At 41.2% G+C, this 17,064-nt stretch carries 10 protein-coding genes; 5 read left to right on the top strand and 5 right to left on the bottom strand.

Annotated features, from left to right (window positions below):
• Positions 1-2: 2 nt before the first annotated feature.
• Entirely contained in the window at positions 3-1,778 is a 1,776-nt protein-coding gene (locus HXT58_RS00245) for an ABC transporter ATP-binding protein (protein WP_410295718.1), read from the bottom strand.
• Complete coding sequence (gene rlmB, locus HXT58_RS00240) at positions 1,775-2,773, bottom strand: 23S rRNA (guanosine(2251)-2'-O)-methyltransferase RlmB (protein ID WP_004106172.1); 999 nt, start codon at positions 2,771-2,773, stop codon at positions 1,775-1,777. The genes HXT58_RS00245 and rlmB overlap by 4 nt, the downstream gene beginning before the upstream one ends.
• 228 nt (positions 2,774-3,001) lie before the next feature.
• Here rlmB and HXT58_RS00235 point away from each other — a divergent pair, with 228 nt between their 5' ends.
• From HXT58_RS00235 to trpB, 3 genes are all read left to right on the top strand, one after another.
• On the top strand, positions 3,002-5,992 hold the full coding sequence (locus tag HXT58_RS00235; RefSeq protein ID WP_101885806.1) for a cation-translocating P-type ATPase: 2,991 nt from the start codon (positions 3,002-3,004) through the stop codon (positions 5,990-5,992).
• 299 nt (positions 5,993-6,291) lie between these two features.
• On the top strand, positions 6,292-6,873 hold the full coding sequence (gene dcd / locus HXT58_RS00230; protein WP_004119774.1) for a dCTP deaminase: 582 nt from the start codon (positions 6,292-6,294) through the stop codon (positions 6,871-6,873).
• Positions 6,874-7,444: 571 nt separating this feature from the next.
• Positions 7,445-8,638, top strand: coding sequence for a tryptophan synthase subunit beta (gene trpB / locus HXT58_RS00225; RefSeq protein WP_004106157.1), 1,194 nt, complete (start codon positions 7,445-7,447; stop codon positions 8,636-8,638).
• A gap of 149 nt (positions 8,639-8,787) precedes the next feature.
• Here the strand turns inward: trpB and HXT58_RS00220 are convergent, their stop codons facing one another.
• The 3 genes from HXT58_RS00220 to ahpC all read right to left on the bottom strand — a co-directional run bounded on the left by HXT58_RS00220 (position 8,788) and on the right by ahpC (position 12,098).
• Positions 8,788-9,690: a LysR substrate-binding domain-containing protein gene (locus HXT58_RS00220; protein WP_004106155.1), complete on the bottom strand. Its 903-nt coding sequence runs from the start codon at positions 9,688-9,690 to the stop codon at positions 8,788-8,790.
• Between the two features lie 41 nt (positions 9,691-9,731).
• Positions 9,732-11,408 carry an alkyl hydroperoxide reductase subunit F gene (gene ahpF, locus HXT58_RS00215; RefSeq protein ID WP_421775632.1) on the bottom strand — a complete coding sequence of 559 codons (1,677 nt, stop codon included), beginning with the start codon at positions 11,406-11,408 and terminating at the stop codon, positions 9,732-9,734.
• Between the two features lie 126 nt (positions 11,409-11,534).
• Positions 11,535-12,098 (bottom strand): alkyl hydroperoxide reductase subunit C, encoded by a 564-nt coding sequence (gene ahpC / locus HXT58_RS00210; RefSeq protein ID WP_032842454.1) that lies wholly within the window; start codon positions 12,096-12,098, stop codon positions 11,535-11,537.
• 352 nt (positions 12,099-12,450) lie between these two features.
• On the opposite strand from ahpC, the gene HXT58_RS00205 reads away from it, so the two are divergent.
• Both HXT58_RS00205 and HXT58_RS00200 read left to right on the top strand, forming a co-directional pair.
• Complete coding sequence (locus HXT58_RS00205; protein WP_004119768.1) at positions 12,451-13,629, top strand: lipase family protein; 1,179 nt, start codon at positions 12,451-12,453, stop codon at positions 13,627-13,629.
• A gap of 345 nt (positions 13,630-13,974) precedes the next feature.
• Positions 13,975-17,025, top strand: a complete 3,051-nt coding sequence (locus tag HXT58_RS00200) for a Rib/alpha-like domain-containing protein (RefSeq protein ID WP_421775631.1) — start codon at positions 13,975-13,977, stop codon at positions 17,023-17,025.
• Positions 17,026-17,064: the final 39 nt, after the last annotated feature.

Genomic DNA, 17,064 nt, shown 5'->3' with positions numbered 1-17,064 from the left:
AATTATTTTTTACGCTCGTATACAATAATTCTTCCTTCTGAGGTCCCTGCTTTCCAAGATGATTTTGTTTTAGCAATAGTACGCTCAGTATAATGGTCAATATTGTAGTTTAAATATACAAAATAATACCAAGGCTTATCTGATTCTGTGACAAAGAATTTAGGTTCTTTCTTTGCTTTGCAAGCATCCATTTCATTTGATGCCTGTTCTTGAGATGGCTGCTCATTTGTAATAAACGAGCTATTCTTATAACTGCAATCAATAAGATTCTTTGAGAAATAAGGATTTGCTGTAATAAGCTGCCACGAATATTGATGAATATCTTCAAATTCAGGAACAATAACATTACCTTGTTTATCGGTTTTTTCGTCTTGATGCAGCCAAGACGTTACGAATCGCATGTTTTCAGCATGATTTTGCTTAATAAATTGCGCAAGTGCGCGCGAACCTGAATAGTCGAATCGAATATCGTTAACGCAAGAATACGCGTTCCAAATCAAGCTTGGGGACAATAAAACAACAGTAATAATGCCAGCAATAACTTTGTTTCCAACAGATTTACTTGCAGATCTACTGTTGCTATTTTCGTTGCTATTTTCAGCTTTATTTGTATTTTTATTTACAACTTTGAATAATCTAAAAATAATCGTCGGCATATCTTTAGATTCCAGTGACTTACGCGCAATGCACATCCAAAGTTGAGCTACGAAGAATGCAAAAACGATTCCTGCGTGGTGCAAAGTGAAATACTGCGTAGCAACTACTGCAAAAGTCAAGTAAGGGAGTATCAAAGAAACAAGCATGCCCCTTCGATAAGTAATTCTTACGGCGAAAGCCCATATTAAAATCGAAATAATAACGCAAATAATCGCGGACGGTACGCTTAGTGTAAGTCTGCGTAAAGAGACATCGCCGGCAAATTGGGTAAACATACTTTCTGATGGCATAACGAAAATAAACGACAAGAATTGCGTAAGAGGAGAATTTCCGTCGAATGTTTCACGTGATGCAAAAGCATTAGCAGCAGGCCAAATGCAAATAATGCTTGCAATTCCAACTAAAGCAAGAATTATCCAGCTTACTAATCTGTTAATGTTAGAGAATATTTCAGCAAAAGCTTTTTTAATTCCTGCAGATTTTGCAGCTCGCCAAATCCAAGCTAAAGCAAAACCTGCCGATAAAGCAATGCCATAAGCACTGATTGCACATAAAAGTACAAGACTCAAAGCGAGTTTCCAAGTATCAGAAGGTTTAGAATCAGATTGTTTCCAATAATGTGCAACCATAAACAAAGCCGCGCAAAGAAGAGCATATGGACGCGAGGTAACGCCATATTGGAAGCACAAAAAATACGTAAATGGAAGCAAAAATACAGCCAATTTACTAAAAGGCGCGCGGAAAATAAGCCAGCCACCCAAAAGCGCAGTACATAAAAGCTGCACTCCTTTAAGACCTATCTCGTATGGCACTCCTGTTTTTGCAGGGATTGAAAGAAGCAAAGTCCAAAGCGGTGGATGGCCTTCATAATGTGGGCGAAGAGTTAACAAATCAGCAAACGAAGAATCGCGTGCAATAAGCCAACTTTGAGCTTCATCGAACCAAGGCTCATGGAAGCACATCACTACTACAACAACAGCCATGTACGCAATAAAAATAATCGCGCGCGCATGTTTTACGGACCATAGTTTATTTGGAATATTTAAAGTTTTAGTCGTATCCGTAGTTGCAGTTGCATCTGTAATAACTGCATTTGTATTCACAGTAGTATTTTCGCTCATAGTTGTTCTGTTTTCGCAGCCAAACGACGCGCATTAGCAACAGCGTACAAACTAATGCCTGCTGCAACAGAAGCGTTAAGAGATTCAACCGCGCTAGAAATTGGGATTCCAGCAATAGCATCGCACGCTTCTCGTGTAAGGCGACTCATACCCTTGCCTTCAGAACCGAGCACAACAACTAACGGGTCAGTTTCAAAACCAGTTTCTCCAACAAGCTTATCGCCTCCGCCATCAAGACCAATTGCATACCATCCGCGCTCACGCAAACTTTGAATTGCCTTATTTAAATTCACAACTCGAGCAACCGGCAGATGAGCTGCAGCACCGGCAGAAACCTTCCAAGCGGCAGCAGTTACGGAAGCACTTCTGCGCTCAGGCAAAATTACGCCATTAGCACCAAAAGCCGCTGCAGAACGAATAACAGCACCCAAATTTTGAGGATCTGTAACGCCGTCCAAAGCAATAAACAATGGTCGAGCATTAATGCGAGCAGAATCTGAATCAGCAGCTTCCATTGCGCGCGCCTTCTTTTCAGCGCGTTCAACTAACTCTTGCAAAGAGTGATACTGGTAAGGCTGAACTTTCAAAATAATGCCCTGATGATTCGTGCTATGTGCAATACGATCCATCTCAAGGCGATCTGCTTCAAGCAAACGCAAACCTTGCATGCCTGCTAACTTCACGATCTCGCGCGTGCGATCGTCGTGCTCAATGCGATTAGCTACATACAATTGCGTGCTTGGAACTCCAACTCTTAAAGCCTCTAAAGCAGCATTGCGACCAATTACCAACTCGTCTGAATCGCTACCAAGCTTATCCACGCGACGACGCGCAGCCAAACGAGGATCCGCAAACGTGCGCTTAATAGCAGCCTTCTTAGCAAAATAAGCTTTGTGATACACGCGATCTTCAGCCTTCGGAGTAGGCCCTTTTCCGCGTAAAGCATTGCGATGTTTTCCACCCGATCCCTTGGTCGGTCCTTTTTTCGTAGTCATACTCCTATTCTCACATGCCCCCGAGGCATTGCTATTAATGGCTTTCTGGAGTCGGCAAAATTTGCTGATTCTAAGCTCGGCGCGTTGTATGGCATAATAGAACGGTACTTAATTGTTGCAAACTATTGCAATATTCCACAACCGCGCAATAGTTACAATACGAAGCGCTAAAAATAGCGTTAGCATTGCGATTATTGACTACTCCGCGGCACTCCCAAGGGGGAAGATATGGTTGATCACGCTCTTGATCAATCCAATAAAACGGCTGACGCTTCAGCTAATAGCAAAGATCCATCATTGTGTGATGTTCAACAAGTAGCTAAATCGCTTAACGTAGATATTTCATGCGGTTTAAGCTCTGAGGAAGCCGCAAAAAGACTTGATCAATTCGGTCCGAATGCGCTTGCTGCTGCTCCTAAAATTCCAGCATGGAAACGATTCCTTGATCAATTTAAAGATCCGCTCGTTTACTTGCTTATTGCAGCAACTATTATTTCTGCAATCGCGTGGTTTGTTGAGCGCGCACAACATAAAGGAAACAGCGGTGGAGAGATTCTGCCGTTTGATTCAATCGTAATTATCATTATTTTGATTGCAAATGCAGTTCTTGGCTACATTCAAGAGTCGCGGGCAGAAGAAGCAGTCGAAGCTTTAGCTAGAATGAGCGCTCCGCAAACTTCAGTTTTGCGCGATGGTAGCGTGGTGCGCATTAATACTGCAGAAGTTGTGCCAGGCGATATTTTAGTGCTTGGCGAAGGCGATGCCGTGTCTGCAGACGGTCGACTTATAGCAGCAGCCTCCTTACGCGTAGCAGAAGCAAGCCTTACAGGCGAATCTGTAGCAGTAAGCAAACGCCCAAACACACTTTCGTCTGCAAAAGCTTTAGGCGATCGTACAAATATGGTTTTCAACGGAACTGCTGTTACGCAAGGAACCGGTCGCGCTGTAGTCACCTCTACAGGCATGCGCACACAAGTTGGCAAAATCGCGGATATGCTTTCAAAATCAGATGACGAAGCAACACCTCTCGAGAAAGAAATGGTACACGTTTCTAAAGTTCTTGGAATTGCGGTGTGCATTATTGCGGCTGTTGTTCTTGCTTCCATGTGGCTGATTGAAGGCTTCCACAGTATTCAAGATATTATTGATTCTCTGCTGCTTTCTGTTTCCCTAGCTGTTGCTGCTGTTCCAGAAGGTTTAGCTGCGATTTTGACAGTAGTTCTTGCGCTTGGCGTGCAACGAATGGTGAAGCATCATGCTGTTGTAAAAAAGCTTTCATCCGTGGAAACACTTGGTTCTGCTTCTGTTATTTGCTCCGATAAAACAGGTACTTTAACTCGAAACGAGATGACTGTTGAGCGCGTAATAACACCTAGCGGCGAAGTTCAGCTTACAGGAAGCGGTTACAAGCCTGAAGGTCGTATGATATTAATTGGTTCTGTAGATGCTGACTTAGCAGTGCCGCAAAATCTTGCTACAGAAGTATTAGGCGCGTTAGGCTCCGGATGTTTAGCTAACGACGGCGATTTACACTATGACGAAACTACTAAAAGTTGGCAGCCTGTGGGAGACCCTACAGAAGTTTCGCTAGTAGTAGCAGCGCGTAAAACAAAGGCAGACAAACGTTACGCTCATTTGACTCGAGTTGCGGAAGTACCTTTTACTTCTGAACGCAAACGTATGTCTGTTGTCGTTAAAGATGGTTCGGATTCTGGAAATCTGATTGTTTGTGCTAAGGGCGCTCCGGACGTGCTGCTTTCTTATTGCACGCGTATTGCAGTAGCTGGTGCCGTGCGTCCGCTTACTGACGGCGATCGCGAAGATATTTTAGCAACTGTTGAGCGTCTTTCCGGAGAAGCCTACCGCACGCTTGGAATGGCTTATAGGCCGCTTGGAGTCGATAGTCTTTCAAAAGTTGATGGCATGGTTTCTAACGCTGCAGGTCAAATCGCGGACGTCGCAGAACAAAGTGACGTACTAGAATCTGATTTGATTTGGAACGGCATGGTTGGAATTATTGATCCTCCGCGAATTGAAGTTCGAGATAGTGTAGCTCAAGCTCATCGCGCTGGAATCCGCACTGTTATGATTACAGGCGATCATCCTCTTACGGCTACGCGTATTGCTCGAGATCTTGGAATTATTGGAAAAGATGAGCATGCGCTTACAGGCGACGAACTTGACGAGTTGCTCTCACGCGACGACGACAACATTGCTTTTGATGAAGCAATCAGTAAAACTAGCGTGTATGCGCGAGTAGCTCCTGAGCACAAGTTAGCTATCGTTTCTTCGCTTCAACGTCAAGGAAATATTGTTGCGATGACAGGCGATGGCGTGAACGATGCTCCAGCCGTAAAATCTGCCGATATTGGCGTAGCAATGGGCATTACGGGTACAGAAGTAACTAAAGAGTCTGCCAAGATGATTTTGGCTGACGATAACTTCTCTACAATTGTTGCAGCAGTGCGCGAAGGTCGCGGAATTTTCGACAATATTCGTAAATTCTTGCGATACTTGCTCAGTTCTAACGTTGGCGAAGTTTGTACGGTTTTCGGCGGCGTAGTTTTTGCTGGCGCGCTTGGAATTACGCAGCCAAACTCTGTTGGAGTTACTTTGCCTTTGCTTGCAACTCAGCTTTTGTGGATTAACTTGCTTACGGATGCAGCTCCTGCACTCGCGATGGGCGTTGATCCGCAAACTGACGACGTAATGGATCGAAAGCCTCGAAAGCTTACCGATAGTGTTATTGACCGACGAATGTGGGGAGATATTGTATTTATCGGCATAATCATGGCTGCTATTACGTTAATTGGCATGGATATGCATTTGGCAGGCGGATTCTTTACGGACCGTTCTGTTGGAATTATGGATCACGCTGCTCAGCTTACTCACGCTCGTACAATGGGCTTCACGATTCTTGTGTTTGCGCAAATGCTGAATGCGTTAGCATCTCGTTCAGACTCACAAAGCGTATTTGTAGGCTTATTTGCAAACCGTTGGCTTTGGGGTGCTATAGCAATTTCTGTTGTGCTTCAGTTGGCTGTAATTTACATACCGTTCTTGAACGAGCCATTTGGCACTGTTCCTTTGAGCGTAACGGAATGGTTCGAGTGCCTCGGTCTTTCAATGGTTGTGTTAATTGCTTCCGAACTTAGAAAGTGCTTCTTGCGTTTTCTTGCTAAGCGTAAAGCGGCTAAATCCTTAACTGCAGTTGCTTAAAAAGCAAGCAATTAGCTAAAAAATATCAGCTGATTTATAAATACGCGGTACAGTACGTAGTTTTCTTACATAACCTACGTCTCTGTGCCGCGTTTTGTGTTTTTATTTTCTATAAAATTTTTTGCTGATTGCTCATGAATATTTATTTGTTTTCAGGAAATAGCTTGCATCATAATCACAGACCGCGGCACGCGCTACAATTGTGCGTATTGTATTTTTCGCGCAAAATAGCAATAAATATTTCGTGCGAACAATGAAGTTGCTGATGTATAAGCTTTATTGCAAGGAGATTTGACGTCATGCTGTTGTCTGATCGCGACATTCTCAAAGCTCATGATGAGGGTCACATTGATTTGACCCCGTGGACCCCGGAAATGGTACAGCCAGCGTCAATTGACGTGCGCCTCGACCGTTTCTTCCGATTATTTAACAATCATGCTTACACGTATGTTGATCCTGCAGAAAATCAGGGAGAACTTACAGAACAGTTCGAGGTAGCTCCTGACGAGCCATGGATTCTTCATCCTGGAGAGTTCGCACTCGGCGCTACGTGGGAGTATGTAAAACTTGACGCTACTATTGCTGCACGTTTGGAAGGCAAAAGCTCGCTCGGTCGTCTTGGCATTTTGACACATTCCACAGCTGGCTTCATTGATCCAGGTTTCGAAGGTCATATTACTTTGGAGCTTTCAAACGTTAGCACTTTGCCAGTTAAACTTTGGCCTGGCATGAAGATTGGTCAAATGTGCTTCTTCCAGTTAAGCTCACCATGTGAAAACCCATACGGTTCAGCTGTTAACGGATCACACTATCAAGGTCAGCGCGGTCCAACTCCGTCACGTTCGTATGAACATTTCTATCGTGCTGATTTAAGCGAATAGTATTTTTAGAAAAATGATTCCGTTTTTAGAAAATTAATTCCTAAAATAGCAAGATTTAGAAGAAAAGTAGATAATTCTCAGGTAATTATCAGTTAGCGTTACTGTTCTGCTCAGAATAGTGTGGTTATATAATATTGTCGACAAAAAGACAGGTGCAAAGCACCTAAAAAATTATTCTTTTCTTCTCTCCTTTATTTCCCCGGCGCATAGACGCCGGGGTTAAATTTTTTCCGCACGAAACGCCGAATTAACACTAAAAGGTTGACATTGTCACAGCTACGGCTAAACTTGTGCAACAAGATTGGAGGTTGATGAACATGAATACTCGTTTCTGGCGCAGCTGGCGTAGTTAAAAGCGAGTTCACATATCGGTGTGGGCTTGCTGATTTTAAACAAATCAACGGGGCTATGCCGGATTCATCATCAACATTATTTGAGCTGAATGGCATATAAGCTGCCATCCAGCTTTTTTATTATCTGAGCACACGCCCTTCAAAATTACAAAATAATCAACACAACAAATAACAAACCTAATGCCGATTTCCTCGGCACTCACAAGAAGGGCAAAATTATGGTAAACGCAGTTGAACAAAACATGTATTACGGTGAATTTGGCGGACAGTACGTACCAGATATGATTCGTCCAGCACTCGACGCAGTAGCAGCAGCTTACTTACAATACAAAGACGATCCAGAGTTCCGCAATGAATTGGCTGGATTATTAAAAGATTACGACGGTCGCGAAACACCTTTATACTATGCTGAATCTTTCACAAAATATTTAGGCGGCGCAAAAGTGTATTTAAAGCGCGAAGATTTAAACCATCTCGGCGCTCACAAAATGAATAATGTTCTCGGACAAATTTTACTCGCTCAGCGCATGGGTAAAAAGCGCATTATCGCTGAAACCGGAGCCGGTCAGCATGGCGTTGCCACTGCTGCTGCAGCAGCACGATTCGGCATGGAATGCGAAATTTTTATGGGCGCACTTGATTGCGAACGCCAAAAACTTAACGTTTTTAGAATGACTTTGCTCGGTGCAAAAGTTCATGCTGTTCAAGAGGGCACAAAAACTTTAAAAGATGCTGTAACTGCAGCATTTATGGATTATGCACAGCACTTGGATGATACCTTCTACATCGTTGGTTCCGCAGTGGGACCTTACCCTTATCCACAAATGGTTCGCGATTTTCAAAGCGTTATTAGCAAAGAGTCAAGAAGGCAGATCCTAGAAAAAGAAGGCAGATTACCGAATGCTGTAATTGCTTGCATTGGTGGCGGTTCTAATGCAATTGGTTCTTTTGCAGCATATATTGATGATCCGTCTGTACGATTGATTGGTGCTGAAGGCGCAGGTAAAGGTGCTGATACTCCTCAAAATGCTGCTACTATGACGAATGGAAAAATTGGTATTACGGACGGCATGAAAACTTATGTTCTTATGGATGATGACGGTAACGAGCTTCCAGCCTACTCTATTTCTGCAGGATTAGATTATCCTGGAGTCGGCCCAGAACATTCATATTTAAAGGATTCTGGTCGCGCAGAATACTACGCGATCACTGATGATGAAGCAGTTCAAGCTTTCCGCGCACTTTCTAGAGTCGAAGGAATCATCCCAGCTTTGGAAAGCTCACACGCAATAGCACAAGCTATGAAGATGGTTCCAAAGATGAGTAAGGATGACATTGTTTTAGTAACAGTTTCCGGCCGTGGAGATAAGGATGTGAATCAAGTAGCACGCTATCTTGGCATTGAATTATAAATCATTAATTTAGCAACAAATAAAACGAGGCAGTAACTCTCAAAATAAAGTGAGAATAAAAGAAAAGTAAGAGAAGAAGAATACGGCACTTCTGTAGCTAACTTAGCAAACAGAAGTGCCTATTTTCATTTTTAAACAGAATATCCTACTTATTTTTTATGCAAATCAGAACATGCTGAACTAATTATTTTGCACAATTCTTCCATAATTTTGTCTACTGGAGAAGCTGCACGCCAATTCAAATATAACGATCGATAAGGTTTAGGATTCTTAAACTCACGCAACGTCAAACCAATTGGTTGCACAATTGGAGGTACAGTTGCAAGACGCGGCAATAATGTCACATCTTTGCTACCTATAACCATATATCGCAAAGTTTCTAACGACGTTGCCCTAAATTCTGATTGTTTCGCACCTACTTTTTGGCATACATCGAGCATGCTTCTACGCATACAGTGCCCATCTTCTAATAAAAGCACTTTCTGAGTAGACAAATCTGAAAGTTCAATTGGTTTACTCTCGTGGCCTAGCAAAGAATTTGTAGAAGCCGCAAGAAGAAAATCTTCGTCAAAAACATGACACACTTTTATTGAAGGCGCATTCAAACTTTCGCTTAATATAACTGCGTCGACTTGACCACTATCTAGCAAATCAATAAGTTTCGCTGATTTTTCTTCTATAAAACGAATAGTAAGTTTTGGTTTTAAACGCCTGAGTGCAGGCATAATTCTTGGAAGTAAGTATGGTCCTAACGTTGGGAACACACCCAAAACCACTGTAGATGACCATGGATCTTCTGAACGTCTTGCAGCTTGTCGAATACGTGACATATCTGCCTGAATACGTTTAGCGTAATAAACCACTTCCCTCCCAGCAGGAGTTAAGATTTGTTTCCCGGGAGTGCGCTCAATAAGTTCTACGTCTAAAGTCTCTTCAAGTTTTTTAATTTGCGTTGAAAGAGTAGGCTGAGAGACGCGCATACGAACAGCCGCCTTGGTAAAGCTTCCTTCTTGTGCAAAAGCTATTAGATATTCTAACGCTCTAATATTCATAAGACGCCTCCCATTGTTTATTGCATAATAAATTTTATAAATTATTTATTTTGCGGGTTGCGGATAAGATAGTCAAATGCAGATAACGCAGCATTGGCTCCAGAACCATACGCTGTAACGATCTGCTTATACGGTTCGTCTGAACAATCTCCAGCAGCAAAAACACCCGGAGTATCAGTGCATCCAGCGCGATTCGTAATAATTTCTCCTCGATTATTAAGAGAAATATTATTTGCAAGCCAACGAGTATTCGGAGCTAAACCAATTTGCACAAAAACCCCATCGGTTTCAACAATATGTTCTTCGTTTTCATCATTGTCTGCTTTATTGCGATCTATGTAACGTATTGCAGTAACTTTACTACCACTACCTTCAATACTGCTTACTGCAGCACTTGTAATAACTTCAGTGTTAGGTAATTTATGCAAAGCATTAAGCAATACTTGATCCGCTTTAAGCACATCCATGAACTCAATCACAGTAACGTGTTTTGCAACTCCTGCTAAATCAATAGCAGCTTCAACACCAGCAGAATTTCCACCGCCAACAACGACAACATTCTTATCTTTGAAAAGTGGACCGTCGCAATGAGGACAGAATGATACGCCTCTATTCCTATACTCATCTTCTCCAGGAACGCCCAACGTACGCCAAGTCGCGCCAGTTGCAATAATCACTGCACGCGCTTTCAAAGATCCGCCAGAACGCGCATGAATAGTATGTAACCCATATGGTTCCTTAGATAAATCGAGCGAGTCTGCCCAATCAGGAGTAAATACGTCAATATCGTATTGAGAAATATGCTTAGTTAAATCTACTGCTAGTTGAGAACCAGTCGTATGAGTTTGTGAAATATGATTTTCAATACTTTCAGTTTCTACAACCTGGCCGCCACGATGATCCATAATCATAGCCGTACGCAAGCCCTTGCGAGCAGTGTAAATTGCGGCAGCAGAAGCAGCAGGACCGCCGCCAACAATAACAATATCGTATGGATTTTGCGAATTCATTTTTTCTGCGAGCGCAACATTTGCCGAAGAAACGCTATTACCATTATTGCCATCCTCATCCTGCTCAACAGATTTTTCTTGTGATGCAAGCACAGATACAAGTTCGTCAATTCCTGCTCGTCCGGAGGAAATAAGTTTGCCATTTTCAAAAACTGCTGGCACGCTCATTACACCAAGTTTATCTACTTCTTCGCGGAAAGCGCTACCTTCAACTACAGTATGCTGAACTTTAGGGTTAATAATAGAAATGGTGTTAAGCGATTGCACAACTTCTGGGCAATTCAGGCAAGTTACCGACATGTACGTTGTCACATTGTGTGAACCAAGCTTTAGTATTGCATCGCGTTGCTCATCACTAATTTTTGGCGCATAGCCACTTACTTGTAGAAGTGCTAGTACTAAAGAGCTGAATTCGTGCCCTAAAGGCAATCCCGCAAAACTAATCGATACAGTGGATTCTCCATTTACTGGATTATCTAGTTTTCTACGCAATTCAAAGCTTGGCTTACGCTTTACATTGCTAATTTTATTATTATTTACTTCAGAAATACTAATTTTGTCACTTTGTTGAGATACTTCTTCTAGTAAGGATTTAACTTTTTGAGATGTTTCAGAATTATCAACGTAAGAAACGATTTCTATTTTAGATACCATCTTTTTTAGTAATTCTGAAAGCTGAGCAGTTAATGACGCATTCAACAAAGACATAATTTACTTCCTTCGGTAATTTTAGTCACAAGTAAAAATAAGCGAATGCGTAGGAAACTATGAACGTAGCTCCCTACGCATTGAGAATATTCTTTAAAAAGATTCTTTAATATTTAATTGCAAAAATCAGATTTTGCCGACTAAATCGATAGAAGGTTCCAAGGTTTCTTCGCCCTGCTCCCATTTTGCTGGGCAAACTTCGCCTGGGTGCGCTGCAATATACTGTGCTGCTTTAACTTTACGAAGGAGCTCGTCGGCGTTACGACCAATTCCGTCTGCGGTCATCTCAAAGAACTGAATCATACCTTGCGGATCTACGAGGAACGTAGCACGGTGAGCTAAACCGGATTCTTGATTCCAAGCGTCAAAATTACGCGAAAGAGCTCCAGAAGGATCACCCAACATAGTGTACTTTACTTTTGCAATTGCTTCAGAATCGTCATGCCATGCTTTGTGTACAAAATGTGTATCCGTAGAGACTGAGTAAACTTCAACGCCTAGCTTTTGCAATTCCTCATAGTGGTTTGCAAGATCTTCCAATTCAGTTGGGCATACGAATGAAAAATCAGCTGGATAGAAGAAGAAAATTGCCCATTTGCCAAGAACATCAGTATCGTTTACTTCAACAAATTCGCCATTCTTATAACCATTTACTTTGAATGGAAGAATATGTGTGTTCATTAAACTCATATCATTCTCCTAAATAGGTCATTTGCGCCTTCGTTGCGCTTTTATTTTCATTATTAAGAATAGATTATGGCTATTGATAATTCTAGTTATATAGATGTTTTCTATGGCTCTTATACACATCGTCAATGATTTTAGTAAACAAAAAGGAGCAACAACATTTATTTAGAAGTATGGACTTTTGTTTATGTAGACTATACAATTGACGAATTGTGTAGAATAGCAATTGTGGCGGCAAAATAAATTTCGATTAATTTATATAACGCACGTAGTTAACAAAGAGGTGCTACAAATCGTAAACAGTCGTCCTATACATTTGTTGACTACAAAACTAAACAAAATATGGGAGGATACTATGAAACGCAATGCAGTAACAGGGTTCCTAACTAGCCTATGCATGCTCTTGAGCCTATCTGCTTTCGCAATGCCAGCAATGGCAACAACCGCAGATAATTATGCAAAAACTCCACTTACTGCTGAAACAGCTAAACAAATCGCAAATGGAACTATAGGCTTAGATTTACCTGGGGCTTTGGATATGTCTTTATATCACAAGAAGCCTCTTGATCCGCAAGCTGATTTAGATGGTGACGGCTTAACTAATAGTCAGGAAATTTACACTTACACTAAAGACGGTAAGACTTATTATGGGTACAATTCTCACCCTATGATGAACGATACCGACGGCGATGGTATTCCAGATAATCAAGACAGCAATCCTCGCAGGTGGGATATTAGTCCTCGCGATATGGCTTTATTCTCTGAACTTTCTTATCGAGATGATAATTACATAAATAAGGTACTCGATTACACTAAACCGCTTCACGACATTTACAAAAATCGCAATGAGTACCGCCTTATGCACAACGAGCTTGCACCATTCTGGAAAGTTAAAGAAACCTACCACAAGAGGGGAGGATTTGATGCTGTTTTGTTTGAAAATGTAAGTCCATACCCATTCTTAGAACAAGGCACTGTTCAAGTACTAGCAATTCGTGGAACTTCCCAATTTAATGATTACGATGATGATTTTGCAATAGCTGTAGGTCATAACCCAGATCAAGCTAAAGATGTTGAGCAGTTGATTGAGCGTTATGGTCGCGAAAATACTGTTAGCAATTTGTATATTACCGGACATTCCCTCGGAGGATATCTTGCACAGCGTGCTTTAATTCGTGCTAAAGGCAAAGGCTACAACTGGATTAAGAAAATTTACACATTCAATTCACCACAAATTTGGGGAAATATTTTCAACCGTTGGTTACGTACCGTCGCCAATACTGGCAATAAGCTCACTCGAGAAGGTTACGCTGTTCATTACAAAGTAGACAACGACAAGGTTATTCGTTCTGTTGGCAATTTTGCTGGAGCTATAAGCGTCGGCAATTCTGCGCAAGGACATAGCTCTCGAAGCTATCTTGAGGCTCGTATGAACAATTTCCCAGGTTTCACCGTAGGTACTAGAGGAGATATTTCTGGCACTGGACGTTGGATGGAAGAACTTAACAACTTCTACGATGTTCGCACGTTCTAATTACTGCTAATTAAGGATTGCTAATTAGCACCAGCAATAGATAGCTACCTCGTGTAATTTATTAACAATAAGCTAAGCGCTGATTTACCGATGATTCATTAATATCCCAAGTAGCTCAGCGCTTTTCCTATATCAATTAATCTAATGAAATTCTTTCCTATTACACCGCATAAGCTTAAGTATTAACTTTTGGTACTTATTAAAATTATCTGATTCAACTAGATACAATTTTATGAAGTTGTTAAATCTGATAAAATCAACACGTTGAGCTAAATCTGTTGTGCTGCTCGCAAAAATATTTTCAAAATAAAGTAGAAGTCTGTACAAAAAGTAAGGAATAGCAGTATGAGAAAAGTAAGTACCATTCACACAATTAGTGGAATTGTATTAGCTTTTGGTTTGATTGTTTCATCTCTGATTTACGTACCTTCGTTAGCAACAACCGCAGTTGCAGAAGAAACATCACCAATTCACACTCCTTTGACTGCACAAACTGCTCACGACATTTCTACTGGTCGAATTCGTTTGGAAAATAATCAGATTGATTCTTTGCTTTACCATAAAGCCGCGCTAGATCCAGATCAAGATAGCGATGGCGACGGTCTGAAGAACAGCGAAGAGCTTTACACTTACGTAAAAAACGGACGCACATATTACGGGTATAATTCGCATCCACTTATTAAGGACACCGACGGCGACGGGTTAGATGACAAAAACGATAACAATCCTCGCAGGTGGGATATTAGCCCTCGCGATATGGCGCTTTTTATGGAGCTTGTGTATAGGGAAGACAGTTACGTCAAAGAAGTACTTGACTACTCAAGACCACTCACTAAAATTTACAAAAATCGCAACGAATACAAGCTTATGCATAACGAGCTTGCGCCATTCTGGAAAGTCAAAGAAACATACCACTTTGGAAGCGGATTTGATGCTATTCTTTTTGAAAATGTAAATCCTGCATACCCATTTATTGAGCAAAACGGCGTGCAAGTTCTTGCAATCCGAGGAACTGAAAGCGGCGGAGATTTTACTAATGACATTAAACTAGCAATTGGATTAAACCCGAGCCAAGCTTTAGATGTAAACAATGTGATGGATAAAATCAATAGAGAAAAACTTGCTACTAATTTATATATAACAGGGCATTCTCTCGGAGGTTATTTATCTCAACGTGCTTTAATTTACGCTAAACAAAAAAATTACCAATGGATTACAAAGGCCTATACTTTTAACGCTCCGAGGATCAAAGGTAATATATTCAACAAATGGCTTTGGGAAACATCTGATTTTGGCGATCAATTAACAAAAGAGGGTTATGCTGTTCATTACAAGGTTGATAATGATAAAGTAATAGGACCAATAGGAAACCTTAACGGCGCAATAAGCATAGGAAGATCTGGAGAAGGTCACGGATCTCGTAGTTACTTTGAGCCTAGAATGGATAGTTTCGAAGGATTCACAGTTGGCGAACGCAATAAAATTGAAGGAACCGGTCGCAAAATTGCTGCACTCGACGGATTAGTTAACGAACCAGTTATTAAAACTGACGAACAATCTTTCGAACCTAAAATTACGAATATTGACATTATGGAAAATGATCCATTGCCAAAAGGCACAGCAATAAAGCATCTTCTTAATCCTAACGATATACCGCAAGGCTCTACCATTACAGACATTACAGAATACGACAAAATTGACACTTCTCAATGCGGCAATTACGAAGGTAAAATACTGCTCGTACTATCTGATAATAAATTAAAAACTATTCTAGTTCCAATAACTATTCATAAACGATTGGTTAATATCGAGGAACTTCCAAATGTTACTGCTGAACCTGGCAAGAAAATAGAAGTCAAAAAAGACAATAAAATCCCCGATAATTTCGACTTCAAACCATACTTAAAAAACTTACCAGAAAACAGCACAGTACAAGTTGTAAAACAACCAAACACAACAAACACTGGAGAAACAACATTTATCGTAGAAATAACCTTTGCAAACAAAGCAAAACAGAAAGTAACTCTTAAAGCTCACGTTGTAGAAATCATTCCAGCAACACCACTAAACCCAGCTAAAAAACTCATACCAGGCAAAACCATTACTCCAATTCCAAATGTTACTGCTGAACCTGGCAAGAAAATAGAAGTCAAAAAAGACAATAAAATCCCCGATAATTTCGACTTCAAACCATACTTAAAAAACTTACCAGAAAACAGCACAGTACAGGTTGTAAAACAACCAAACACAACAAACACTGGAGAAACAACATTTATCGTAGAAATAACCTTTGCAAACAAAGCAAAACAGAAAGTAACTCTTAAAGCTCACGTTGTAGAAATCATTCCAGCAACACCACTAAACCCAGCTAAAAAGAGTATTACGTGGGCCGAGTTAATTCCTGCAAAGAAATCAACACCATGGACCGAGCTAACACCAGCGACACCAGCTCCAACACCAACTCCCGTACCTCCGACACCTGTTCCACCAACACCGGAACCAACGCCTTCGCCTACGCCGACACCGACGCCTGATCAACAACCTGCAGTGCCTCTGCAGCCGAAACCAAACCCGGTGAATCCAACACCCGTTCCGCCAAAACCTGCGCCTAAACCAGAGCCACAACCTGTTCCACCAACACCAGAATCTCATTCTGGCAACAGTGAGCACTCTAGCAATGGCGAACCTGATAAGTCTGCAAATAGCACAACCCCACAGACTAATAAGTTCGATCAAGACCATAAGGAAATTCCAAGCATGGGATTTCCCGGACCAACGCATCCTTCCAAAACTCTACAAACTCCTGCAGTTAGTAACGATTCTATGCGCGGAAACCACATAGAGCTTAACGCAAACTCAGAATCACACACATTACAGCAACAGATTCCATCAGCACCAAAGAGTATTGCAGATTTACTTCCAGCGTTGTGCAACACTCTCACCGTCGGGAATAATAACATTGCTTATGCGGGAAAAAATAACCATATCACTGTTACAGTAAATGCAACATCAGAATTCATGCGCAGATTACAACTAGAAAAAGCAGTAAAAGCTTATGCCTACATATATTCCAACCCTAAACTTCTTTATAGCGCAAATGGAATGAAATATGTAACAGTTCACATTAATGAATATGGCAGAATTGTATTCGACGTAGTTATTCCAGAAGAATATAAAGGCAATCATACGATTGTCCTTATTGACGAAAACGGTAAACAAGTTGCGTGGACGAATACTTTAGTAAAGAAAGACCCCCATTTACACAAACAATCCACAATAGCCAATAATGCACTCCCTCGTACTGGAATACAAATAATTCCAATTGTACTTAGCGTTGCATTGATGCTGTTTGCTAGCACAATTGTGACAATTGCAAGAAAAAGAAAGTTTAACTAAGCGTAAGTTGTAGTTTTTATACATCCAATGTACAAAAAC

Source organism: Gardnerella sp. KA01000 (assembly GCF_049244035.1).
GTDB lineage: Bacteria > Actinomycetota > Actinomycetes > Actinomycetales > Bifidobacteriaceae > Bifidobacterium > Bifidobacterium leopoldii.
This window is presented reverse-complemented; position numbering and strand designations above follow the sequence as displayed.